Origin of the sequence: Methylomagnum ishizawai, from assembly GCF_900155475.1 — a bacterium.
Taxonomy (GTDB): domain Bacteria; phylum Pseudomonadota; class Gammaproteobacteria; order Methylococcales; family Methylococcaceae; genus Methylomagnum; species Methylomagnum ishizawai_A.
Map to the genome: position 1 here is coordinate 1,557,383 of NZ_FXAM01000001.1, position 24,334 is coordinate 1,581,716.

Sequence of the window (24,334 nt, forward strand, 5' to 3'; positions counted from 1 at the left end):
CGCGATCCCGCCGTGCCCTGTTGTACATCTTGTTATGGCCGCTGGCGATGTTTTCGTCCGCCGCCGGGGGGGGCGGCGATGCCCTGGTGGTGACGCCCGCCGTCGAGCGGGTCGCGGCGCGGTCCTATGCGGGGTTCCTGGATGATCCGGGCCAAACCCTGACCCTGGCCGAAGTGCTGGCCGACCCAGGGCGTTTCTCCCCCGCCGGACGCTATCAGTCCCGCTTGGGTGGCGTGGCGATGCGCTGGGCGCGGCTGCCGCTGCTCAATGCCGGGGCCACGACCGGCCATTGGTTGCTGGCCCTGGGTGTGCCCGACGCCGAAGTCTTGGAGGTCTACCGGGTGGCGGACGGCCACACGGCCATCCTGGCCCGGCTTGGGCCGGATGCGGATTTCGCCGCCCGGCCCGTGCCGTCCCGGATGTTGGCGGTGCCGGTGGCGTTGGCGGCGGGGCAGCGGGTCGAACTTTATCTGCGCTACCGCACCCATGCCAACACCCCCCTGAGCCTGGAATTATTATCCCCGCAACGGTTCCAGCGCGATTTGGCCGAGGGCGATTTCTTCAACGGCTTGGTGGTCGGCTTGTTGTTGGCCCTGACCGTGTTCGCGCTGCTGCAATATCTGGCGCTGGGCCGGGCGGCGTTCCTGGCCTATATGGTCCTGGCCTTGCTGATGGCGGTCTTCGTGTTGGAATTCGAGGGTTACGGTTTCCAATACTTGTGGCCGGGCCGGGGGGCCTGGAACCAGGACGTGCCGTTCTATCTGACCATGGGCGTCCAGGTCGGCCATGCCCTGTTCGCGGTGCTGTTGTTCGACCTGCGCCGCGAGTCGCCCCGCTTGTGCCGGGCCTATCTCGCCTATCTCCCCGTGCCGCTGTTGTGTTTCCTGGCCTACCGCCTGGGCTATTGGACCTGGCCCACCTTGTTGGCGATGCTGATTTACGGCGGCTTGGTATGCGCCACGGGCGTCCTGTGCCTGCGCCGGAGGTTCCCGGCGGCGGCGTGGTTCCTGGCCGGTGCCCTGGGTTATGTCCTGTTCATCAATCTTCTGTTCGGGTTGAGTGTGTGCGGGTTCGCCCCCGAAGGGTTGAATCCTTTCGTGTTGCCCAAGCTCGGTTATGTCTGGGAGGCGGTGTGCTTCGCCACCGCCTTGGCGCGGCAAGTCCAGGCTTTGCGGCGGCGTTTGGAGGACGGCCTGCGCCGCCATCTGGCCGAGGCCGAGCAATTGGCGCGGGTCGAGGCCGAGAAGAACCGCGCCCTGCTGGCCGCCCAGGCCCAGCAATTGCAATGGGCGGCGGCCGGCCACGACTTGGCCCAGCCCTTGGCCTCGATCCGGTTCGGGCTGGCGGTACTCCGCGCCCAGGCCGGGAGCGAGGCCGCCACCCGCCATCTCGACCAAGCCCTGGATTACACCGAGGGTTTGCTGCGGGCCTTGATCGACGAGGCCAAGCGTGGCTATGCGGCGGGACAGCGGGCGCTGGACCTGGAAGACCTCCTGGCCGAGGCCCACCAGCGCCATCTTTCCGCCGCTCGGCGCAAGGGCTTGGAATTGCGTTACAGCCCCACGGGCCAGCGTATCCAAGGTTCGGCCCTGGTGCTGGGGCGCATCCTCGATAACCTGATCGGCAACGCCATCCGCTATACCGAACGGGGCCGCGTCCTGGTCGGGGTACGCCGCCGCGCCGATGGCCTGGAAATCCAGGTGTGCGACACCGGCCCTGGCTTCGATACCGCCCGCCGCGAGCGTTTGCTGACGCCCTTCGCCCAAAGCGGTGCCCTGGTGGCCGAGCGGCTGGGCCATGGCCTGGGGCTGCATATCGTCCACGCCCTTTGCGCCCAATCCGGTTATCGCTTCCATATCGCGGCCAAGCCGGGCCGGGGCAGCGTGTTCGGGGTGGTGGTGCCGTTCCCCCGGTGAACGGCGGCTATGCGGTACGGACCCTGCGGCCCAGGGCTTTGAACCGGCGCGGCCCGATAGAGGGTGGTTCCGGGGCCGTGCCGATGGCGTGGCGCGGGGGCCGGCCCCGTCCGGGGCGGTGGTCCCGGTGCCGGAATGGCCGGTTTCCCAGGGGCTGCCGAAATAGATATAGCCAGCTGCCGCCGGGCCGTCGGTGTCGATTTCCAAGACCGGGGGAGGGCGGAGGGTGGCACCGTCGCAGCCGTCCATGGCATCGGTCCGCAGGTACAGCCCCGGAGGGTCGGCGGGATGGTCCAGCCAAGCCTTGACGATGTGGGTCACGTCCACCGTCACCCATCGCCGCGCCGCCGCGACCCACAGCGACAGGGTGGCCTTGCTGACCAAGCCGCTGCCGAATGGGTCCGGCAGGCTGGAGAGGTCGAAGTGCAGCAGGCGGGCGCTGCCGCCGCTGGATAGGGCGCGGAGTCCGGGCGCGGCCAGTGGGGAAGGTCTCATGGGAGAAGGGTCCGCCCGGCGTTCAGGACTTGTGGCCGGGCCGGGTCCGCCACAGGGCGGCGAGGCCCAAGGCGGCGAGGGTCGCTGTGCCCGGTTCTGGCACCGGCACCGGGCCGCTGGCGATATCCAGCGCCCAGCCGCCGCCGCGCTCGGTGGAGTCCGGGGTCCAGAACGGGCTGTCGCCGGAGCCATTGCCCCAGTCCCAATAGGTGAAGTTGTCGATACCGATTTCCGCGACGCTGTTGTACTGGAGGTAGTCGTCGGTATAGGGGCTGGCGGCGACCAGATGTTGGGGCAGGGTGCCGGGGTCGGCGTTGGCGTAGACGGCGACCACCGCGTAATAAAGACCGGCTTCGAGGATGAGCTGGAAAGCGATATCGTGGTCCCCGCCGGAACCGCCGTCATGGCTGGCGAGGGTCTGGAAGTCGTCGGCCCGGCCATTGCCCCCCGCGAACACCGACACCACCGGGATGAAGCCGCCCGCCGCGACGCTGGCGCCCGCGCCATTGCTACCGCCGTCGGCACCGAAGCTGATGAAATCCACCACGCCCGGAGCGCCCAGGCTGAACGCGATGACTTGGTATTCATCGTCCTGGGTGAAGCTGCCGCTGTAGGACATGCCGCCAGCATAGCCGGTGCCGGTGAGACCGGTGTGGACGATAGGGGCGGACGTTGCCGGGTCCGCCAGGGCCAGGAGCGCCAGCACGGCGCAGGAAAGCCAAGAGTGGCTCCCGCAGGCGGGGGGGAACCGGGAATCGGAGCGCATGGACGACCTCGTTCTAATTTTTATCCGGGAAACGCCACCGACGGCTGTGGGCGGCGGCGTGGATGTTAGGGAGGGTGTCAATACGGATAAATACGCGAACCCGCGTAATTGCAGGGGCGGTTGCCGTGGCCGGGAAACGCCTGGATGGGAGGGCTTCCCTAATCGAGGGGAAGCCCTAAGCTTAGGCCAAGTGGTCTCAAGCGGGTTTATCGACAATGGGCAGTAGGCAGGTTGGCCTGGGGTTCCGTGTTTTCATTATCGCCATGGCCGCGGCCATTTACCTGGGCCTGGGGGCGCTGGGACTTTGGTTCGCGATCCCGCCGGGCTATGCCAGCCCCATTTTTCCGGCTTCGGGCTTCGCGGTGGCGGTCGTGCTGTGGTCGAAAGGCCGGGCTTGGCCTGGGATATGGCTGGGTTCTTACGCCCTCAACCTCGGTGTGGCCTGGCTACACCAAGACCTCGGCGGACGGGCGGTGCTGAGCGCCTTGGGCATCGCTTGCGGGTCCACCTTGCAGAGCGTCGCCGCCGGATGGCTGCTGGCGCGTGGCGTGCGCAACAGCTGGCAAACCTTGGTGGTGGAGCGCGATATCATCCGCTGCATGGTGCTGGGCGGCCCGGTGGCCTGCCTGGTTTCCGCCAGCGTGGGCATGGCGGTTTTGTTCGGGGCTGGCGTCTTGTCCTGGGCCGAGTTGCCCTACGGTTGGTGGAACTGGTGGTCGGGCGACACCCTGGGGGTTTTGGTGTTGTTGCCGCTCAGCCTCGCCGTGCTTTACCACCACCGCCCGCTCTGGCGTGGCCGGTTGACGACCTTGGTCTTGCCGATGCTGATCGCGCTGGGTTTGGTGGGCAGCGCCTTTTTCGCGGTGTCGGAATGGGAGGTGCGCCAGCAAACACAGGTCGTCCAGGGCTACGGGGAGAAATTGACCCAGCTCCTGAGCCAGCGCTTCGTCGCCCACCAGGAAGCCTTGTCGGCCCTGCGCCGGTTGCAGGAAATCCTGCCCGACATGGGCTACGAGCAATTCGATTATTTCACCCGCATCACCCTCGAAGACAATCCCGATATTTTCGCCTTCAGCATCAATCCTTCCGTGCCCTTGGCGCGGCGGGCGGCGTTCGAGCGGACGATGGCCCTCAAGACCGGGGCCGCCGGTTTTGAAATCAAGGAGCGCGATGGCCAGGGCCGCTTGGTACGGGCGGCGGATCGCCCGGACTATGTCGCCGTGGCCTATATCGCGCCCCTGGAAAAGAACCGTCCGGCCCTGGGCTACGATATCGATTCGGAACCCGTCCGCCATGAGGCCATCGAACGCGCCAGGGCGCTGGGGACGCCCGTTGTGACCGCGCCCATCCATTTGGTGCAGGAGAACCAGGAGCGGATCGGCGTCCTGCTGCTGCATCCCGTCCGCTCGTTGCGCCCGGCCTCCGTTTCCGATCCTGGGTTGGCGGGTTTCGTGGTCGGGGTCGTCAAGATGGACGAGATGGTCAGGATCGCCCTGGGGGCGGCGCTGCCGGAGGGGCTGGCGCTGCGGATCGAGGATGCCCAGGCCCCGGCGGGCCGGTCCCTGCTGTACCGTTCCGGCGAGGTGCTGGCCGATGCCCAGGCTTGGCGCAAATCCATCGCCATGGCGGACCGGACCTGGAATTTCAGCTTGGCCCCGACACCCGCTTTCCTGGGCAGCCAAAGCCATTGGATGGCTTTGGCGGTGGGTTCGGGCGGGTTGGCGTTGGCGGTGTTGCTGCAAATCCTGCTGCTGGTCACCACGGGCCGCACCGCCGTGGTGGAGGGTATCGTCTGGGAGCGCACCATGGAACTCCATGCCAAAAGCGAGGCGCTCCAGGACCGTCATGCCGAATTGGACGCCTTGTTCCGGCTCAGCCCGGATGGTTTCGTGGCCTTCGGCCCGGATAACCGCATCAAATTCGCCAATCCCGCGTTTCGGAAAATGCTCGGCCTCGGGGACGAAGGCCCGGCGGACATGGCCGGACTGGACCGGCTGTTGCGGACCCGGTGCGAGGGGGCCGGGCCGTGCGGGATTGCCGATTTCTTCGAGGGCGAGGCCGGACACAAGATTTTGACGCTGAAAGCCCCGCGCCCCGCCGTCCTCTACCTCCTGGGTGTGGTCAGCGGGTCGCTCAGCGTCCCGCGCATCCTCTATCTGCGCGATATTACCCGTGAAACCGAAGTGGACCGCATGAAGAGCGAGTTCCTATCCCATGCGGCCCATGAACTGCGCACGCCCATGACCAGCATCTTCGGCTTCACCGAGGTGTTGCTCAATATGGAAGTGGACGCGGCGACCCGCCGGGAGTTGCTGCAAATCATCCACCGCCAGACCCAATGGCTGATCGATATCGTCAACGAGTTACTGGACTTGGCGAAAATCGACGCCGGGCGCGGCAAGGATATTCGGATCGAGGTGTTCGATCTGGTCGCCTTGGTACGCGCCACCGTGGCCGATATCGCGGCGGAGGCGCAACAGCGGCCCTGGTTGCTGGATTTGCCCGGCGATGAAAGACCGGCCCTGGCCGATGTTTCCATGTTGCGCCAAGCATTGTTGAACGTCCTCAGCAATGCCCGCAAATTTTCGGGACCGGATGCCGCGATCCACATCGCCTTGTTGGAGGAAGGCGATAGGCTTGGTGTGGCGGTGACCGATCATGGGGTCGGCATGACACCGGAGGAGCTTGAGCATTTGGGCGAGCGGTTTTGGCGGGCCGATCCCTCGGGGCAAATCCCCGGCACCGGCTTGGGCATCGCCATTGTCATGGAGGCGATGAAAATGCAGGGTGGGCGTATGGAGGTGCGTTCGGAGAAGAACCGGGGAACGACGGTGACTTTGTGGGTGCCGGGGCAGGGGCGGGGGGAGGTTGCCGGGGATGTGGCTGTATAGGCAGGGTGGGATTGAGCCTCCGCCCGCCCCGCGCCTTTGCTAAAATCGCCCCCCACCGTCCCCGCAACCCGCCCCACAGCATGAAACCCCAAAACCCCAGCCCCGCCGCCCTGTCCATCTCCGACCTGTCCTACGCCTACGGCAAGAAAAAAGCCCTCGACCAAGTCGGCTTCGAGGTCGAACCCGGCCACTGCGCCATCCTGTTGGGACCGAACGGCGCGGGCAAGACCACGCTGTTTTCCCTCATCACCCGGCTCTACGACAGCCGCGAAGGCTCCATCCGCATCGCCGGGTTCGAGGTCCGCGCCGAATCCACCCGCGCCCTGGCCCGGCTTGGCGTGGTGTTCCAACAGCCCACCCTCGACCTCGATCTCAGCGTGATGCAGAACCTCCGCTACCATGCCGCCCTGCACGGCCTGTCCCGCCGCCACGCCGAAACCCGCATCCAAGCCGAATTGGAACGCCAGGGCATGTACGACCGCCGCCAGGAAAAGGCCCGCGACCTCAACGGCGGCCACCGCCGCCGGGTCGAAATCGCCCGCGCCTTGCTGCACGAACCCAGCCTCCTGCTGCTGGACGAACCCACGGTCGGGCTGGACGTGCCGAGCCGCCGTGCCATTGTCGATTATGTCCACGAACTGGCGGGTTCGGGCCGGGTGGCGGTGTTGTGGGCTACCCATCTGATCGATGAAATCCACCCCAGCGACCGGCTGGTGGTGCTGCATCAAGGCCGGGTGCGGGCGCTCGGGACCGTGCCCGAAGTGCTGGCGGCGACCGCCGCCGCCGATATCGGCGCGGCTTTCAACCAACTGACCCAGGGGGGCAAACCCTGATGCGCTATCTCCGCGCCCTCATCGGCATCATGGCCCGCGAGCTATTCCGCTTCGTGCATCAGCGCGAGCGCTTCGTGTCGGCCCTGGTCCGGCCTTTGATGTGGCTGTTCATCTTCGCCGCCGGGTTCCGCTCGACGTTGGGCGTCGCCATCATCCCGCCCTACGAGACCTATATCCTGTACGAGGTCTACATCACGCCCGGCCTGTTGGGCATGGTGCAATTGTTCAACGGGATGCAAAGCTCTCTGTCCATGGTCTACGACCGCGAAATGGGCAGCATGAAAACCCTCTTGGTCAGCCCCTTGCCGCGCTGGTATCTGCTGGTCTCGAAGCTGTTGGCCGGGGTGTTGGTGTCGGTGCTGCAAGCCTATACCTTCCTCGCCATCGCCTACGCCTATGGCATCGAAGCCCCGCCCATCGGCTATCTTGACGTCTTGCCCGCCTTGGTGTTGTCGGGGCTGATGCTGGGGGCCTTGGGGCTGCTGTTGTCGTCCTTCGTCAAGCAGTTGGAGAACTTCGCCGGGGTGATGAATTTCGTGATCTTCCCCATGTTCTTCCTGTCCACCGCGCTCTATCCCCTGTGGAAAATCCAGGAATCCAGCGAATTCCTCTACACCTTGTCCAGCTACAACCCGTTTTCCCAGGCGGTGGAATTGATCCGCTTCGCCCTTTACGGGCAGTTCAATCTTGCCGCCTGTATTTATACGGGGGTGTCCTTGCTGGCTTTCCTGCTATTCGCCATCATCGGCTACAATCCCTCGCGCGGCATGATGCAACACAAAGGTAGACCCACAGCATGAGCGAACTGAAAACTATCCTGGTCACGGGCGGCGCCGGTTTCATCGGCGGCAATTTCGTACTGCGGCAGATCGCGCGCGGCGGCATCCACGTCGTCAACCTCGACGCCCTGACCTACGCGGGCAACCTCGACACCCTGGAAAGCGTCAAGGACGATCCCCGCCATACCTTCGCCTTGGGTTCCATCGGCGATAGGAATTTGGTGGATTACCTCCTCGACCGCCACCAGCCCGCGGCTATCGTCAACTTCGCGGCGGAAAGCCATGTGGACCGTTCCATCGATTCGCCCGAAGCCTTCGTCCAAACCAACCTTTTAGGCACCTTCCAACTGCTGGAAGCGGCCCGCAAATACTGGCGGCGCTTGTCCGGCGAAGCCCATGACAATTTCCGGTTCCTGCATGTTTCCACCGACGAGGTTTACGGTACCCTGGGCGAAACCGGCTTCTTCACCGAGGACAGCCCCTACCAGCCCAATTCGCCGTATTCAGCCTCGAAAGCCGGTTCCGACCATCTGGTCCGGGCCTATTTCCATACCTACGGGATGCCGGTGCTGACCACCAATTGTTCCAACAATTACGGTCCCTACCAGTTCCCCGAGAAGCTTATTCCCTTGGTCACCCAGAACGCCATGCACGGGAAACCCCTGCCGGTCTACGGCACCGGGTCCAATATCCGCGACTGGTTGTATGTGGAGGATCATTGCCGGGCCATCGAGCGGGTGCTGGAAGCGGGTATACCGGGCGAGGTCTATAACGTCGGCGGCAACAACGAAAAGACCAACCTGGACGTGGTCCACACCATTTGCGACCTGTTGGACGAGATGCTGCCGGATTCGCCCCATCGCCCACACCGCCAACTCATCACCTTCGTCGCCGACCGTCCCGGCCACGACCAGCGCTACGCCATCGACGCTGGCAAGATGCGCCGCGAACTGGGCTGGGAACCCCTGGAAACCTTCGAGACCGGCCTGCGCAAAACCGTCCGCTGGTATCTGGATAACCAGACCTGGTGCGGGCGGGTGATGGATGGCAGCTATCGCGGCGAACGCCTGGGCCTGGAGCGATAAGCCCTGCCCGTATCCTACGAACCTTAGATAGATACTCCCGATGAGCAAACCGATTAAAGGTATTATCCTGGCCGGGGGTTCCGGCACCCGGCTGCATCCCTTGACCCACGTGGTCAGCAAGCAATTGCTGCCGGTCTACGACAAACCGATGATCTACTATCCCCTGTCTGTGCTGATGCTGGCCGAGATCAGGGATATCCTCATCATCACCACCCCGCACGACGCGCCGATGTTCCGCCACCTGTTGGGCGACGGCCAGCAATGGGGCATCAACCTCCAATACGCCGAGCAGCCGCGCCCCGAAGGCTTGGCCCAGGCGTTCATCATCGGCAAGGACTTCGTCGGCAACGACCGTTCCAGCCTGATCCTGGGCGATAACATCTTCTACGGCCACGGCTTGCAGCAGGTGCTGCGCAATGCCGCCGAGCGCGAAGCCGGGGCCACCGTGTTCGGCTACTGGGTGAAAGACCCCGAGCGCTACGGCGTGGCCGAATTCGACCCGGAAGGCCGGGTCATCGGCTTGGTCGAGAAACCCAAGCATCCCAAATCCAATTACGCCGTTACCGGACTCTATTTCTACGATAACCAAGTCGTGGACATGGCCGCCGAGTTGAAGCCTTCCCATCGCGGCGAATTGGAAATCACCGATATCAACAAGATTTATCTGGAGAAGAACCAGATCAGCGTCGAGAAACTCGGGCGCGGCACCGCTTGGCTCGACACCGGCACCCATGATTCCCTGCTGCAGGCCTCGAACTTCATCCAGACCATCGAGGAACGCCAGGGACTCAAGATTTGCTGCCCCGAGGAAATCGCCTGGAATCACGGCTGGATCGGCGTGGACGAGCTGGAACGCCAAGCCGGGTTGCTGAGCAAGAACAGCTATGGCGAATACTTGTTGAGACTGCTGCAAAGGGACATTACCCCATGATGATCGAAACCACCACGCTGCCGGGCGTGCTGTTGATTAAACCGGATGTGTTCGGCGACGCCCGCGGTTTCTTCCTGGAAACCTGGAACCGTCAACGCTATGCCGAGGCTGGCTTGGACAAGGACTTCGTGCAGGACAATGTGTCGCAATCGCGGCAGGGTATTTTGCGCGGCCTGCATTTCCAGAACCCCAGGCCGCAGGGGAAATTGGTGCAGGCGCTCAAGGGTGTCGTGTTCGATGTGGCGGTGGATATCCGGGTGGGTTCGCCGACCTTCGGCCAGTGGTACGGCGTCACCCTGTCGGAAGAAAACCACTGGCAACTCTACGTGCCGGAGAATTTCGCCCACGGCTTCTGCGTGCTGAGCGAAACCGCCTTGTTCGCCTACAAATGCACCGATACCTATAATCCGTCCGCCGAGTTCTCGCTGCGCTGGGACGATCCCGATGTCGGCATCCAATGGCCCATCGACAGCCCGCAACTCTCGGCCAAGGACCAAGCCGGGAAACTCCTGAAGGAATTCCCCACCGAAGCCTTGCCGGTATACCAGCCATGAAAATCCTGTTGATTGGGCGGCAAGGTCAAGTCGCCTACGAACTGCGCCGTACCCTGGCTTGTTTGGGCGAGGTGGTGGCCCTGGACCGCCAGACTTCGATCCGGGCCGACTTGGCCGATTTGCAATCGCTGCGGGATGCGGTGAACCAAATCCAGCCCGAGTTGATCGTCAACGCCGGTGCCTATACCGCCGTGGACAAGGCCGAGCAAGACACCGAACTGGCGTTCCGGGTCAACGGCGAGGCACCGGGCGTGCTGGCCGAGGCGGCGCGGGCGGTGGATGCGGGTTTGATCCATTATTCCACCGACTATGTGTTTCCCGGCGACGCCGACACGGCCTATGTGGAAACCGACGTGGTCGGTCCCTTGAGCGTTTATGGCAAGAGCAAACTGGCGGGCGAGGAGGCCATCCGGCAGGTGGGCGTGCCGCATCTGATCCTGCGGACGGCCTGGGTCTACGGGCGGCGCGGCCAGAATTTCCTGCTGACCATGCTGCGTCTGATGCGGGAGCGGGAGTCGCTACGGGTGGTCGCCGACCAGTACGGTGCGCCGACCTGGAGCCGCATGATCGCCGAGGCCACGGCTTTACTGGTCGCCCGCACCACCTATGAGGGCCGGTTCGAGCCTGCCGAGAGCGGTGGCACCTACCATCTCACTTGCGGTGGTCGCACCACTTGGCACGGGTTCGCCGCCAAAATCCGCGAACTGGGCCTCGCCCAGGGCTTGCTCCCCGAGACCTGCGCCAAGCTGGAAGCCATCCCGACCTCCGGCTATCCCACCCCGGCGCACCGGCCCGCGTTCTCGGTGCTGTCCAATGAGAAGCTCCTGGACGAGTTCGAGCTGGCCTTGCCGGATTGGGAGGACGGTTTGGCTCTGTGCCTGGAGGAAATGCGCGGCTGATTTTCCGCCCGGACCCACGGCGAACTTGTAGGGGCGAATTCATTCGCCCCTACGTCGTTTTGGGCCTTGAAACATTTGCAGCCCGCCCAGCCCCGCCGATAATTTTTTGATCGATCCCGTCACGATTCCCCTTCCAACGAAACCCCATGGCCGACCAACTCCCCGAACCCCGCTTCATCCACCTCCGCCTCCACACCGAATATTCCCTGGTCGATGGCCTCGTCGATGTGAAACCCCTGGTCAAGCGCTGCGCCAAACTGGGGATGCCAGCAGTAGCTGTGACCGACCAGATGAATCTATTCGCCCTGGTCAAGTTCTACAAGGCCGCGCAGGGCGCGGGCCTGAAACCCATTGCCGGGGCCGATCTCCTGATCCAAAACGAATCCGACCCGGCCACGCCCTATCTCATGCCGCTGTTCGTGCAGGACGAACAGGGCTACCGCACCCTCACCGAACTCATTTCCCGTGGCTACCGCGAGAACCAGCACCAAGGCGTGCCCCAGGTCATGGCCGCGTGGCTGGCGGAAAAGAACGCGGGGCTGATCGCCCTTTCGGGTGCCCGCCAGGGCCAGATTGGTCGGGCGCTGCTGTCGGGCAACCGCGACGAGGCCCGGCGCATCCTGGAACATTGGCTGGGCGTGTTCGGCGACCGCTTCTATCTGGAGTTGCAGCGCACCGGCCGTCCCGGCGAAGACGACTATATCGAAGGGGCGCTGGCCCTCGCCGTCGAATGCGATGTGCCGGTGGTCGCCACCAACGATGTGCGGTTCCTCGATGCCAGCGATTTCGAGGCCCACGAGGCGCGGGTCTGCATCAACCAGGGCCGGGTCTTGGACGACCCGCGCCGTCCCCGCGACTACACCGACCAGCAATACCTAAAAAGCCCGGCGGAAATGGCGGCGCTGTTCGCCGATCTGCCCGAGGCGCTGGAAAACACCGTGGAAATCGCCAAGCGCTGCAATATCCGCCTGACGCTGGGCAAGAATTTCCTGCCGCAATTCCCGGTGCCGGAGGGCATGACCACCGCCGACTTCTTCGCCGAGGAATCGCGCAAAGGCTTACGGGAGCGCCTCGCCGTGCGCCCGCCCACCGGCCAGGGCACGCTGGCCCAGCGCACCAAAGCCTACGAAGAGCGGCTCGAACTCGAAATCGGCGTCATTAACCAGATGGATTTCCCCGGCTACTTCCTGATCGTGGCCGACTTCATCCAATGGGCCAAGCAAAATGGGATTCCGGTCGGGCCGGGGCGTGGTTCGGGCGCGGGTTCCCTGGTGGCCTATTCGCTCAAAATCACCGACCTCGACCCCATCGAATTCGAGTTGCTGTTCGAGCGCTTCCTGAATCCCGAGCGCGTGTCCATGCCCGATTTCGACGTGGATTTCTGCATGGACCGGCGCGACGAGGTGATCGCCTATGTCGCCGAGAAATATGGCCGCGACCGGGTCTCGCAGATCATCACCTATGGTTCCATGGCGGCCAAGGCGGTGGTGCGCGACGTGGGCCGGGTGTTGGGGCATCCGTATGGTTTCGTGGACCGCATCGCCAAGCTGATCCCGTTCGAGCTGGGCATGACCCTGGAAAAAGCCTTGCAGGACAGCGAGGACTTGAAAAAGCTCTACGACGCCGACGAGGAAGTGAAGGCGCTGATCGATCTGGCGCAGTCACTGGAAGGCTTGACCCGCAACGCCGGCAAGCATGCCGGGGGCGTGGTGATCGCGCCTTCGCAGTTGATCGATTTCAGCCCGCTCTATTGCGAACAGGGCGGCGATAGCCTCGTGACCCAGTTCGACAAGGACGACGTGGAAGCGGTCGGCTTGGTCAAGTTCGATTTCCTGGGGCTGCGTACCCTGACCATCATCGATTGGGCGCTGGAAACCATCAACCAGCAGCGGGCCGCGCAAAAATTGCCGCCAGTCGATATCACCCAAATCCCGCTCGACGACCCCGACACCTACAAACTCCTGAAAAGCTGCCAAACCACGGCGGTATTCCAGCTCGAATCCCGCGGCATGAAGGATTTGATCCGGCGCTTGCTGCCCGATAATTTCGATGACATCGTGGCCTTGGTGGCGCTGTTCCGGCCCGGGCCTTTGCAATCGGGGATGGTGGACGACTATATCAACGTCAAGCACGGCAAGCAGAAAGCCGAGTATCCCCATCCCATCCTCGAACCCATTTTGCAGCCGACCAATGGGGTGATCCTGTACCAGGAGCAGGTGATGCGGATTGCCCAGGATATGTCGGGGTATACGCTGGGCGGGGCGGACCTACTTAGGCGCGCCATGGGAAAGAAGAAGGCCGAGGAAATGGCGAAGCAGCGTGATACTTTTGTAGTGGGTGCTGAAAAGAATGGAGTAAACAAGGATATCGCCAATTTTATATTCGATTTGGTGGACAAATTTTCAGGGTATGGTTTCAATAAGTGCATTATTGGTGACACAGTTATTGTAGAGGCTAATACCGGAGAAAAAATCACAGTTGAAACGCTTTTTGAAAAACCCAAGAGATTCGCTATACACGCGCTCGATGAAGTCGGAAAATTACGGGTAAGGCCCGTATCCCGCGTGATGTGGAATGGACCGAAGCCAGTATTTGAATTGACGACCGCCTTGGGCAAGCGGATTACCGCGACGGGCAATCACCCATTCCGCACCTTGAACGGCTGGACCCACCTTGAAAACTTGAATGTCGGCGACCGCATCGCCGTGCCCCGTAAACTCCAGGTCGCGGCGGAAAAATCCTGGCCCCGGCATGAGTTGATTACCTTGGCGGGCCTACTATCGGAAGGCAACACCTGCCACCCCACTTGCCTATATTTTTATGGCAACGAACCCACGTTGGTCGAGGATTTCGCGACCGCCGCCGCACAATTCCCGGATTCGGTGGCCCGCGTCTATCCACGCCTCAATAATCGGCTTGAGGTCTGCGTCAGTACCGGGCGGGACACCCGGTTCAAAACGGGGCAGATGCCTTGGAATGCAAGCCAACCCCAGGTGTCTGGGTGTTTGGCGCTGGTTGCGGAATCCGAGCCGCCACCCAGCAGGAGCGGGGCTTTCCTGTGGGCGGAAAGCCTGGGTATTTTGGGCCTAAAAGCCACGCAAAAAGCTATTCCGGCGCAAGTATTCCAACTGTGCGATGCTGATTTGAAGCTGTTTATAGGCCGATTATGGGCGGGCGATGGTTTTATCGCCACCGAATCCCAAGCGATACCGCCCTATTATGCGACTTCTTCCAGGACTTTGGCCGAAGATGTGCAAACTTTGTTATTAAGGCTGGGAATCATCAGTCGTATAGAATCCAAGCAATTCAAATATCGCGGCGGCTTGAAGCCGGGATTTGCCGTTTGGTTGCTGGGGGAAAATAGCTTGGATGTTTTCGCCAAGGATGTTGTGCCCCATATTGTAGGACGCGATGCCCAGGTCGAGTTATTGCGCGGGCGCTTGGCGGCTACGCAACCCGGCATGACCAGCAAGGATATTATTCCTGCGGAAGTCCGCGCCTGGGTTGCCGCCGAGCGCATACGGACGGGATTGACTTGGAAGGAATTGGCAGAACGCTCGGGCGTCTCTATGAAAGAATTCTTGGGCAAGGGATCGGCGAAGAAGCAGGGATTTCGGCGCTTCACGATAGCGCGTCTGGCCCGGTTTTTAGGGTCGGAGCGGCTCGCGTCCTTGGCTGGTTCCGATATATTCTGGGACCGTGTGGTATCCATCGAACCCAAGGGAGTTATCAATACCTATGATCTGACGGTCGAAGAGGACCATAATTTTGTCGCCAACGGGATTATAGTCCATAATTCCCATTCCGCCGCATATGCTTTAGTTTCCTACCAAACCGCCTGGCTCAAAACCCATTATCCCGCCGCCTTCATGGCCGCGGTGTTATCCTCCGATATGGACAAGACCGACAAGGTCGTCGTGTTCATCGAGGAATGCCGCCAAATGCGGCTGACCCTGTTGCCGCCCGATATCAACCGCTCCGAATTCCGCTTCACCGTGCTGCCCGGCGGCGCGATCCAATACGGCCTCGGGGCCATCAAGGGCGTGGGCGAGAACGCCATCGGCGATATCCTGGAAGAGCGCCGCCGCAACGGCCCTTATCAAGACCTCTACGACTTCTGTCAGCGCATCGACCTCAGGAAGGCCAACCGCCGGGTGCTGGAAGCCTTGATCCGGGGCGGGGCGCTGGATTCGTTCGACGCCAACCGCGCCCGCCATCTGGCCGAATTGCCCGACGCCCTCAAGGCCGCCGAGCAACACGGGGCCATGGCCGATTCCGGGCAGGACGATTTGTTCGGCCTGTTGGGCGGCGGCGCGGTCGAGGCGGTGGAAAAGCCGACCCGGCCCGTGGTCCAGGTCGAGCCTTGGAGCGAGGCCGAGCGGCTCGAACATGAAAAAAACACTTTGGGGCTTTATCTCACCGGCCATCCCATCAGCCCCTACGAGGCGGACATTGTCCAATTCGTCACCGACCGCCTGGGACCGCTGGCCGAGAAGCACGATAGGAGTCCCGCCACCCCGAGTTGGCAACGCCAGGAAACCAAGATCGTGGTGGCCGGGCTGGTGGTGGAACTCCGCACCAAGCAGAACAAATCCGGCAAGCGCATGGGTTTCGCGACCCTGGACGACCGCACCGGGCGGCTGGAGGTCGCGGTGTTTTCCGAGGCGTTCGAGAAATACCGGGATTATCTGGAAAAGGACAGCTTGTTGGTGGCTGTGGGCAACCTGGGCTTTGACGATTTCGCCGGGCAATTGCGGCTGAGCGCCGAGCGGTTGCTGCGTATCGAGGAAGCGCGGGCCGAATTCGCCAAGCGCCTGACCATCGCCTGGCCGGGACCGGAGACGGCGCTGGCGGTGGACGAATTGCGGGAATTGCTCGCGCCGCACCGGGGCGGGGCGTGCCCGGTCCTGGTCGAATACCGGGGCCGTTCGGCCCAGGGCTTGATCCAACTGGGGCAGGCGTGGCGGGTGGTGCCGGGAGCCGAATTGCTGGCCCGGCTGGAAAAGCGGATCGGGGCGGAGCGGGTGAAACTGCTTTATCAATGAAGCGCCCCGCCCCTGGGGCGCGGTTCGCGGGTTGCGCGGATGCATGGGATGGCGATGCCCGCCGCCGGGATGGACATTGATTAGCACGGTACGGATGCGTTGTTGCCGGCGTGGAGCGGTATGGCAAACTTTGGCGCGTTCCCAACCGATGGCACCGTCGGGTGTCGGCCCGGCGATCCTGTCCAACCGATACCCGCCCCGAGGGACATGTTGCGCTTGCGTGTACGGCCCAGGCCCGGATGATAGACCGCTTGCCTCTGATAACGTTACGTTGTACGGTAATCGCCGATGCTTGAGTATAAGCGTCTACATAATAAATAGGCCGGGAGATTAACGCAAACAGGGAGAGTAGGCTCGGCGGGATGTTTTTAAACATAGAGGCACAACCATGAAAAAAAGGTATATCTTGTTAACGGGTTTGCTGATGGCCGACTTCGTTTCGGCAAAACCCAAGCCGCCATTCGAAGTGACCGAACCCGAAACCTCCCGCCCACGGTGTGCCGATTATGATGTGAATCGAAAACCCTATTTCGGCGAAACCCACTTGCATACCGGATTGTCCTTCGATGCCAGCACCCGCTTCGTCAATACCCGGCCCAACCAAGCCTATGATTTCGCCAAGGCCAAAGGCTCCTTGACTTTGCCCGATGCCAACGGTGCCCAAACCGTGAACGTGGTTATCGACCGGGCTTTGGATTGGGGGGCGGTCACCGATCATTCCGAGTTTTTCGGTGAAATGGGCGTCTGCAAGGACTATATCAATAGCAAACCCGAGGCCAGATACTCGCTCGAATGCCAGTTGCTCAACGGCGATAACTGGACATTCGCGGCGATACCCAACAACGATACCCAGTATGAGTTTTCCGGGCTGGGTTTCCAGATGCTGGTATCCCAAGGCTTGGGGCCGGCTTCCTTCAACAAGCATTTGCCGGTCTGTACCAGCAGTGCCGATAACCGGGAACAATGCGATGCCGCCGAGGCGGCGGTGTGGGGGGAAATACGCCAGGCCGCCGAAGATGCCTATGACCGCACGCCGAATTGCACCTTTACTTCTTTCAATGCCTACGAAGTGACTTCGACCCCTTCGGGCACCACTTGGCATCGCAATGTGATTTTCCGCAATGATAAGGTGGTCGCGAAACCCATTACCGCCATCGATATGGCGGTTGAATCCAACCCCGATGTGCAAAAAGCGCCCGCCATTTTCTGGACGTTCGATAGTAATGGCAATTCCGTACCTCCCAAGCCGGAAAACCTTTGGAATGGTTTGGATTGGTCTTGTCTGCAAGGCCACGATACCACACCCGGTACGGCGACCCGCTGCGATGTATTAACCATCCCCCATAACACTAATATCGGGGGCGGCGTGAAAGCCCCGAATGGAATGGTCCTGATTCCCCCGTCGTTTTATCCGCCGGGAAATACGGCGCTGGCCGAACAGCGTGCGAATTGGGAACCCTTGGTGGAAATATTCCAGGTCAAGGGCAGTAGCGAATGCCGCTTCGATCCCCGCGCCCAAGCCGGTGTGCTGACGACCGATGAGTTTTGTAATTTTGAATTATTGGATGGGCTAGGGGCACCCAGCGCCGGGGTGAACGGGAGTACCGCACCATCGCCCAGCGATTTCAGCCCCAATGCCTTTGTGCGCAATGTTTGGAAAGATGGTTTGAGCCTCGCCGATAGCTATAAAGACGCCGCGCATCCCAAAGGGATTAATCCTTTCAAAATGGGGGTGGTTTCTGGTTCGGATGCCCATACTGGCGTGTTGGGTTGGCACCCAGAAAATAGGACTTGGCCGGGACATGCGGGCTATGACGATGCCATTCCGACCCGCGCTGGTTCGGCGATAGAAAATAATACCGGCGGTTATACGGTCGCCTGGGCGGAGGAAAACTCTCGCGATGCTATTTTTTCCGCCCTGAAAAGAAAGGAAACTTATGGCACCAGTGGTACACGGCCCATCGTGCGGTTTTTCGCGGGTTGGGATGCCAATATGCCTAGCGACCTGTGCGCGAAGAATTTCGTGCCATACGCCTATCAAAATGGCGTGCCCATGGGCGGGGAATTGGACGCTTTGCCGAAACCCACCAATGCCAAGAAGCCCAGGTTTATCGTCGCGGCCTGGAAGGACGATATGATTAATACCCCTTTGCAGCAAATCCAGATCATTAAAGGCTGGGTAGACCCCGCCACCCAGCAAGCCTACGAGGAAGTTGTCCATGTCGCGGGTGACGACGCGGTCGCGGGCGATGCCCCCGGTGGGGTCGATACCCAATGCCGTAAGCTCGCGACCGGGTATGACCAACTCTGCAAGGTCTGGACGGATAAGAATTTCAATCCCAAGCAACGCGCATTTTATTATGCGCGGGTTTTGGAAACCCCGGTTTGCCGCTGGAGTACGGATATGTGCCAAGCCAATTATGGTTTGAATCCATTGAAGCCGGCCCAGTGCAAGAATACCTTGAATCAACTACGCGCATCCGATAACCCGGAAGATCGGCAGAAAGCGGTCAATGGCGCGGCTTGCTGTAATAACGAAACCACCAAGTTTAATATCGTGCAGCCGGTTATTCAGGAGCGAGCATGGACTTCCCCAATATGGTACGAACCCGCACAATGATCGCGGAGGCGCTGCGTAAACCCGCCTTGCATTTTTTAATACTGGGTACATTCCTTTATGGTGGAGAGGCTTATTATAAAACACGGGTTTATCCAGGCCCTGGATCGCCGAAGCAAGTCGTGATTCCTCATTATGAGATAGAAAAAGCGCGGCAAGAGTTTTTCGCGGTCAACAACCGCTTGCCCGATACGCGGGAACAAGAGGCGATGAATAGCGCCTTGGTGGATAACGAGGTGCTTTATCAATATGCCTTATATCTGGGGTTGAATAGCCAGCCTGTCGTACAAAGGCGGCTGGCCCAGATCGCGGCTTTTGTCGAGGAAAACCCGGACGAGGCGAAATCCATGGAGACCTTGGCCTCGCAGGCGCAGCGGATCGGCTTGCAGGAAGGGGATTTGGTAGTTCGCAGGATGATGATCGATGGTGCCCGGCGCCTCATCCGCGCCGGGATTTTGGCACGCCTGCCAGACGATGAGTTATTACAGGCTTATTTGAAGGAGAATCCAGGCCAGTTCCAGCGGCCTGGAAAAACCCGTTTGGTACAACTTACTTTCAACGCTTTCGCGCATGGTAAGAATGCCGAGGCCAAAGCCAACGAGGTTTTGTCGAAGATTAGGAAAAACGCTTTGTCGCCCGAGCAGGCGGTGCGATTGGGTGATGATTTTTGGATCGATTCTTCCATACCCTTGGCCACGGACCAGGAATTGATGCGGGATTTCGATCAAGGTTTCGCCCTGGCGATCAAGGCGATTCCGCTGAATCTCTGGTCCGGCCCGGTGAAATCACGTTATGGGCAACATTTGGTTTTGATCCAAGAACGCACCAGCCCTTATGTTCCTGCTTTGGACGAGATACGCAAGGAAGTCAAACAACGCTTATTGCAAAAACTGGCGGATGAATGGTTAGCTTTGCGGTTACAGCAATTGAAGCAGGAATTCAAGGTGAGGGTGCAATGATACGTTTACTGTTATGGCTCGCCTTGTTGAATCTATTCAGTATGCCTGGATATGCCCATCAATTCGCTCCGGCCTTATTGGAACTGCAAGAATTAAATGGCGATCAGGTTGGGGTACGCTGGAAAGAGCCGCTCATCAGGGTGCTAGGAAGCCAATTGCAGCCGGCATTGCCCGTGGATTGCGCGGCGCTGGATACGCCTACGGTCAGCGAGGAAAATACCGGGCGGGTGTCGAAATGGACCCTGCGCTGCCAAGGTGGTTTGGTTGGGAAAAAGCTGGAAGTGGCGAATATCGCCAGCAGCGGTGCCAATGTATTATTAAGAGTCAGGTTTTTGGATGGTCATGTTTTGCGCCAAATATTAAGCCCGGCGGAGCCGGGTATCACTATTCCAGATATTGAGGATCGATGGGCGGTATTCTGGAATTATGCCAAGCTAGGCATCGAGCATATTATGAGCGGGATCGACCATTTGCTGTTTGTATTGGGCTTGACCCTGTTGGTGCCCGGCAAACGGTTATTGGCAACGGTCACGGCATTTACCGTAGGGCATAGTATAACCTTGGCTTTGGCGGCGCTGGGCTGGATTCATGTATCGACCACGGCGATAGAAACTGGGATCGCCTTGAGTATTTACATGCTGGCGGTGGAACTTGCCGGTCGCGATAGGCGCGGGTTCTTAGGCCGCTATCCTTGGGGGATGGCGGGAGCGTTCGGGTTATTGCATGGACTGGGATTTGCCGGAGCCTTGTCGCAGGTGGGCTTGCCGGATGGGGAAATCCCATTGGCTTTGTTTGCATTTAATATCGGCATAGAATGTGGGCAAGTGGCATTTATCGCCGTGGTATTGCTAATATGGAGTGGCTTGAGGAGGGTGCCCTATCGCTGGCCGGAATATATACGGCTAATCCCGGCCTATTCAATCGGCTCGCTTTCGGTATTTTGGTTCTTTCAGCGTATCTAAGCCGTCGCCCGCCGATTCAAGCCCACCGGCACCCGCTTCGCTCCCCATTCCCCAGGCCGCGCCTCGAATACCCCCGCACAAGCCGTACCGCAGCGATTACATTTTCCTTCCGCCGTCAGGTTCCAATCCGAAAGCTGGTACCAATCGCGCCCGATCAATAATTGTCCACACTGGTGGCAATAGGTGCTGGACCCGGATTTGTGATGCACATTGCCGACATAGACATACCTAAGGCCATTCTTCAGCGCGATGTCCCGCGCCCGGACCAAGGTTTCCGGCGGGGTCGGGGGGATGTCGCGCATCTTCCAATCGGGATGGAAAGCCGAGAAATGCAAGGGCACGGCCGGTCCCAGCTTATCCGCTATCCAGGCGCTCAAGCTTTCCAATTCCTGGTCGGAGTCGTTTTCCCCTGGAATCAGCAAGGTGGTGATTTCCAGCCATACTGGGGTTTGGTGATGGATATATTCCAGGGTTTCCAGCACCGGGGCCAGATGCCCGCCGCAAACCTTGTGGTAAAAGCGGTCGCTGAAGGCTTTCAAATCGATATTGGCCGCGTCCATATGCCGGTAGAACTCGGCCCGTGGCTCGGCGCACGTATACCCCGCCGAAACCGCCACCGATTGTATTTCGAGTTTCCGGCATTCCTCGGCCACGTCGATGGCGTATTCATGGAAAATCACCGGGTCGTTATAGGTATAAGCCACGCTGCGGCAGCCCAATTGCCGGGCGGCTTCGGCGATCAAGGCCGGGCTGGCTTGGTCCAATAGAGCATCCTGTTCGTGGGATTTACTGATATCCCAATTCTGGCAGAATTTACAAGCCAGATTGCAGCCCGCTGTGCCGAAGGAAAATACCGGCGTGCCTGGCAAAAAATGGTTGAGGGGTTTTTTCTCGATGGGGTCGATACAGAATCCGCTCGACCGGCCATAGGATAACAGCACGATTTTCCCGCCCCGGTTGCCGCGCACAAAACACAGGCCGCGCTGGCCTGGGTGCAGCTTGCAAAACCTGGGGCACAACGTGCATTCGACGCGGCCATCGTCCAAAGACCGCCAGTAACGGGTGGGGAACCCCGAGGATGAATCGAAATCCAGGTCCATGGCACACCTATTGATATGGGTTTGCGAACAGGTTTGTAATAGGGCGTCCACCGATTCCGGTGTTACTACGAGGCCATCAGTCATGACTACTTTCCGTAGACCCGCCGTCGCCGGAGCGTTCTATCCCGCCGACGCCCGCCCACTCCACGACATGGTCCAGGGCTTCCTGTCGGGGTCCACGGCGGTGGGGAATCCGCCCAAGGCCATCATCGCCCCGCACGCCGGTTATGTCTATTCCGGTCCCATCGCCGCCAATGCCTATGTTTTGCTCGCGCCTAACCGGGGCACAATCCGGCGGGTGGTTTTGATGGGTCCGTCGCACCGGGTGGGTTTTCAGGGCATCGCCGCCACCCAGGCCGACGCCTACACCACGCCGTTGGGGGATATTCCGATAGACCGGGCGGCTATCGCAAAGATTCTGTCCTTGCCGTTCGTGGGTTATCTCGACCAGGCCCATGCCCAGGAGCATAGCCTGGAGGTGCATTTGCCATTCTTGCAAGAGATATTGGGTGAATTCCAAATGGTGCCCCTGGTGGCGGGGAATGCCACACCTGAACAGGTGGCGGCGGTATTGGATTTATTATGGGGTGGGCCGGAAACCTTGCTGGTCATTAGTTCCGACCTCAGCCATTACCATGATTACGCCACCGCCCAAAAGTTGGACCAAGCCGCTTCCCAGGCCATCGAAAACCTGGATTGGGCGGCTTTGGATCATGAATCGGCCTGTGGCCGGGTGCCGGTCAGCGGTTTGTTATACGCGGCCCGCCGCCGGGGTATGCGGGTGCGGACCGTCGATTTACGCAACTCCGGCGATACCGCCGGTGGTAAAGATCGTGTTGTGGGGTATGGTGCCTATGTCTTCGAATAAATGTGCGCTGCCGGAGAATCTGCAAAAAGTGGTGTTGAATCTCGCCCAAACCTCGATCAAGGTCGGGCTGGCCAACCAAGCGGCTCCCAAGGTCGATGTGCAGGCGTTCCCGCCCGAACTCCGGGAACTACGCGCTACATTCGTGACTTTAGAGTTGGACGGGCATTTGCGGGGCTGTATTGGTTCTTTGAGCGCGAGCCGACCCTTGGTGGAAGACGTGGTGGAAAACGCCTTCGCTGCCGCGTTCCGCGACCCGCGGTTTCCGCCGGTGACGGAGGTGGAACGGGCGCGGCTGGCTATCCATGTGTCGCTGTTGACGCCCGCCGAGCCGATGAGTTTCCGGTCGGAAGAGGATTTGCTGGGGCAGATCGTGCCGGGGGTGGATGGTTTGATTTTGGAGGACGCGGGACGGCGCGGGACGTTTTTACCCGCGGTGTGGGAGTCCTTGCCCGAGCCTTGGCAATTCCTCATGCATTTGAAGCGCAAGGCCGGGTTGTCCGAGCATCATTGGTCGGACACGGTGAAGGTTTGGCGGTATCGGACGGAAGTGGTGGGTTAGGGGGTTTTCATAGTTTCTGTAGGGTGGGCACGTATTCCGTGCCCACCGCTGAGCCTACACCCAAACCGGAAACGTCCCAGGGCATGTCCTAAGGCGCTGTCCGCTTCGGGGGATGTTTCCGCGGATCGGGGATCACCAATAGCCCGTCAAGCCCACGAAGGGGCCGTTGAGGGTGGCGTTGGTCTGGATCGGGCCGCCCTTGTCGATGTTGTAGCGCAGTGCCTTATAGCCCAGTTCGATGGAGGTGGGCATGTCCAGGATCGTGGTGCGGTAGCCCACGGTGCCCAACAGGGAGCCGGTGAACTGCACCCCGCCCGCGCCGAAGCCGCCGAAATTCCCATCCACCAAGACGAACCATTCCGGGGAAAAGCCGACCATGAACCGCGCCCCCAGCACCGGGCTGGTGAACGACTTGCTGGCCGAGAAACTGCGCGGGCCGTTCAATGGATTGCCGAACGGGGTCTTGAAGTCGACGCTGTTGTCGAGCCAGAGCGTGCGCGCCCCGGCGTAGGCTTCCAACCAGTTGGCGTTGCCCTTGTTCGCCAGGGTGGCGGGCAACTCCGCCGCCGAGGGACCGAGTACGCGATAGGCCAAGCCGTAATCCATCACGCCCAGGTCGCTGTCGATGCCATTGCTGATATCGCCGAACTTGGGCTTGAACCGCAGGCTCATGTAGTTGCCATCGAGATAGAAACCGAAACGCCCGTAATGGGCGCCGAAGCGGCCCATGAAGCCCAGCGGGAATTGCCGCGACTTGTTGTTGATGTCGATGAAACTGGCATCCACCGACTGGCTGGTCGGTCCCGCGCTGAAATTGCCCTTCACCCCGGATGTCCAGAGGTAGGCGGTGAGGTTGAAGGCCCAGGGGTTTTCCGGCGCGGCCATGGCCGGAGCCGCCGATCCGGCCTGGACCCAGGAGGTGAATGCCAGGGTCGCCAGCCCCGCCCAGCGCGGACTGTGGCGGACTCGGGTTCGCGGCGTTTGCTGGGCCGATGGCTGCGATATCTCCAAAAAACTCATGTCTTGATCTCTCCCCAAGGTTGTTAAATCCGGTTGGAATGGGGTTGGCACGGTC

17 protein-coding genes and 1 pseudogene are annotated in these 24,334 nt (G+C 60.9%); 15 read left to right on the forward strand and 3 right to left on the reverse strand.

The window, feature by feature from the left end:
* Positions 1-20 precede the first annotated feature (20 nt).
* Positions 21-1,916 carry a sensor histidine kinase gene (locus B9N93_RS07040; RefSeq protein ID WP_176225168.1) on the forward strand — a complete coding sequence of 632 codons (1,896 nt, stop codon included), beginning with the start codon at positions 21-23 and terminating at the stop codon, positions 1,914-1,916.
* 517 nt (positions 1,917-2,433) lie between these two features.
* On the opposite strand, the gene B9N93_RS07050 is transcribed toward B9N93_RS07040, so the two are convergent.
* The gene (locus B9N93_RS07050; protein ID WP_085212185.1) at positions 2,434-3,177 is read right to left on the reverse strand and encodes a DVUA0089 family protein; all 744 of its coding nucleotides are present in this window, start codon (positions 3,175-3,177) and stop codon (positions 2,434-2,436) included.
* Between the two features lie 263 nt (positions 3,178-3,440).
* Here B9N93_RS07050 and B9N93_RS07055 point away from each other — a divergent pair, with 263 nt between their 5' ends.
* From B9N93_RS07055 to B9N93_RS07105, 12 genes and pseudogenes are all read left to right on the forward strand, one after another.
* Positions 3,441-6,068: a CHASE domain-containing protein gene (locus B9N93_RS07055; RefSeq protein ID WP_176225169.1), complete on the forward strand. Its 2,628-nt coding sequence runs from the start codon at positions 3,441-3,443 to the stop codon at positions 6,066-6,068.
* Between the two features lie 80 nt (positions 6,069-6,148).
* A complete protein-coding gene (locus B9N93_RS07060) occupies positions 6,149-6,901 on the forward strand; it encodes an ABC transporter ATP-binding protein (protein WP_085212188.1) in 753 nt (250 codons plus the stop codon).
* Positions 6,901-7,701, forward strand: a complete 801-nt coding sequence (locus tag B9N93_RS07065; protein WP_085212190.1) for an ABC transporter permease — start codon at positions 6,901-6,903, stop codon at positions 7,699-7,701. The genes B9N93_RS07060 and B9N93_RS07065 overlap by 1 nt, the downstream gene beginning before the upstream one ends.
* Complete coding sequence (gene rfbB, locus B9N93_RS07070; RefSeq protein WP_368655807.1) at positions 7,698-8,765, forward strand: dTDP-glucose 4,6-dehydratase; 1,068 nt, start codon at positions 7,698-7,700, stop codon at positions 8,763-8,765. The genes B9N93_RS07065 and rfbB overlap by 4 nt, the downstream gene beginning before the upstream one ends.
* Positions 8,766-8,805: 40 nt before the next feature.
* Positions 8,806-9,696 carry a glucose-1-phosphate thymidylyltransferase RfbA gene (gene rfbA, locus B9N93_RS07075; RefSeq protein ID WP_085212192.1) on the forward strand — a complete coding sequence of 297 codons (891 nt, stop codon included), beginning with the start codon at positions 8,806-8,808 and terminating at the stop codon, positions 9,694-9,696.
* Complete coding sequence (rfbC, locus tag B9N93_RS07080) at positions 9,693-10,250, forward strand: dTDP-4-dehydrorhamnose 3,5-epimerase (protein ID WP_085212194.1); 558 nt, start codon at positions 9,693-9,695, stop codon at positions 10,248-10,250. Before rfbA ends, rfbC begins: the two co-directional genes overlap by 4 nt.
* Positions 10,247-11,149 (forward strand): dTDP-4-dehydrorhamnose reductase, encoded by a 903-nt coding sequence (gene rfbD, locus B9N93_RS07085; RefSeq protein WP_085212196.1) that lies wholly within the window; start codon positions 10,247-10,249, stop codon positions 11,147-11,149. The genes rfbC and rfbD overlap by 4 nt, the downstream gene beginning before the upstream one ends.
* A 146-nt stretch (positions 11,150-11,295) precedes the next feature.
* Positions 11,296-13,572 (forward strand): annotated as a pseudogene (gene dnaE / locus B9N93_RS26225) (DNA polymerase III subunit alpha); the annotation flags it as partial.
* Between the two features lie 6 nt (positions 13,573-13,578).
* Positions 13,579-16,194: a helix-hairpin-helix domain-containing protein gene (locus B9N93_RS26230; RefSeq protein WP_254899463.1), complete on the forward strand. Its 2,616-nt coding sequence runs from the start codon at positions 13,579-13,581 to the stop codon at positions 16,192-16,194.
* Positions 16,195-16,705: 511 nt separating this feature from the next.
* On the forward strand, positions 16,706-18,814 hold the full coding sequence (locus B9N93_RS07095) for a DUF3604 domain-containing protein (RefSeq protein WP_176225170.1): 2,109 nt from the start codon (positions 16,706-16,708) through the stop codon (positions 18,812-18,814).
* Positions 18,778-19,770, forward strand: a complete 993-nt coding sequence (locus tag B9N93_RS07100) for a peptidylprolyl isomerase (protein WP_085212201.1) — start codon at positions 18,778-18,780, stop codon at positions 19,768-19,770. Before B9N93_RS07095 ends, B9N93_RS07100 begins: the two co-directional genes overlap by 37 nt.
* Positions 19,767-20,732, forward strand: coding sequence for a HupE/UreJ family protein (locus tag B9N93_RS07105; protein WP_176225171.1), 966 nt, complete (start codon positions 19,767-19,769; stop codon positions 20,730-20,732). The genes B9N93_RS07100 and B9N93_RS07105 overlap by 4 nt, the downstream gene beginning before the upstream one ends.
* On the opposite strand, the gene amrS is transcribed toward B9N93_RS07105, so the two are convergent.
* The gene (gene amrS, locus B9N93_RS07110) at positions 20,729-21,832 is read right to left on the reverse strand and encodes an AmmeMemoRadiSam system radical SAM enzyme (protein ID WP_085216199.1); all 1,104 of its coding nucleotides are present in this window, start codon (positions 21,830-21,832) and stop codon (positions 20,729-20,731) included. The genes B9N93_RS07105 and amrS overlap by 4 nt on opposite strands.
* Positions 21,833-21,914: 82 nt before the next feature.
* On the opposite strand from amrS, the gene amrB reads away from it, so the two are divergent.
* Positions 21,915-22,700, forward strand: coding sequence for an AmmeMemoRadiSam system protein B (gene amrB / locus B9N93_RS07115; protein WP_085212205.1), 786 nt, complete (start codon positions 21,915-21,917; stop codon positions 22,698-22,700).
* Positions 22,687-23,259 (forward strand): AmmeMemoRadiSam system protein A, encoded by a 573-nt coding sequence (gene amrA, locus B9N93_RS07120; protein ID WP_085212207.1) that lies wholly within the window; start codon positions 22,687-22,689, stop codon positions 23,257-23,259. Before amrB ends, amrA begins: the two co-directional genes overlap by 14 nt.
* Positions 23,260-23,391: 132 nt before the next feature.
* Here the strand turns inward: amrA and B9N93_RS07125 are convergent, their stop codons facing one another.
* Positions 23,392-24,279, reverse strand: coding sequence for a hypothetical protein (locus B9N93_RS07125; protein WP_085212209.1), 888 nt, complete (start codon positions 24,277-24,279; stop codon positions 23,392-23,394).
* Positions 24,280-24,334 lie beyond the last annotated feature (55 nt).

Coding starts and splice junctions, on each gene's coding strand:
- rfbB (WP_368655807.1), top strand. CDS start 7,698: ATGAGCGAACTGAAAACTATCCTGGTCACGGGCGGCGCCGGTTTCATC.
- rfbA (WP_085212192.1), top strand. CDS start 8,806: ATGAGCAAACCGATTAAAGGTATTATCCTGGCCGGGGGTTCCGGCACC.
- B9N93_RS07125 (WP_085212209.1), bottom strand. CDS start 24,279: ATGAGTTTTTTGGAGATATCGCAGCCATCGGCCCAGCAAACGCCGCGA.
- B9N93_RS07100 (WP_085212201.1), top strand. CDS start 18,778: ATGGACTTCCCCAATATGGTACGAACCCGCACAATGATCGCGGAGGCG.
- B9N93_RS07050 (WP_085212185.1), bottom strand. CDS start 3,177: ATGCGCTCCGATTCCCGGTTCCCCCCCGCCTGCGGGAGCCACTCTTGG.
- B9N93_RS07055 (WP_176225169.1), top strand. CDS start 3,441: ATGGCCGCGGCCATTTACCTGGGCCTGGGGGCGCTGGGACTTTGGTTC.
- rfbC (WP_085212194.1), top strand. CDS start 9,693: ATGATGATCGAAACCACCACGCTGCCGGGCGTGCTGTTGATTAAACCG.
- B9N93_RS07105 (WP_176225171.1), top strand. CDS start 19,767: ATGATACGTTTACTGTTATGGCTCGCCTTGTTGAATCTATTCAGTATG.
- amrS (WP_085216199.1), bottom strand. CDS start 21,832: ATGGACCTGGATTTCGATTCATCCTCGGGGTTCCCCACCCGTTACTGG.
- B9N93_RS07060 (WP_085212188.1), top strand. CDS start 6,149: ATGAAACCCCAAAACCCCAGCCCCGCCGCCCTGTCCATCTCCGACCTG.
- amrA (WP_085212207.1), top strand. CDS start 22,687: ATGTCTTCGAATAAATGTGCGCTGCCGGAGAATCTGCAAAAAGTGGTG.
- B9N93_RS07065 (WP_085212190.1), top strand. CDS start 6,901: ATGCGCTATCTCCGCGCCCTCATCGGCATCATGGCCCGCGAGCTATTC.
- amrB (WP_085212205.1), top strand. CDS start 21,915: ATGACTACTTTCCGTAGACCCGCCGTCGCCGGAGCGTTCTATCCCGCC.
- rfbD (WP_085212196.1), top strand. CDS start 10,247: ATGAAAATCCTGTTGATTGGGCGGCAAGGTCAAGTCGCCTACGAACTG.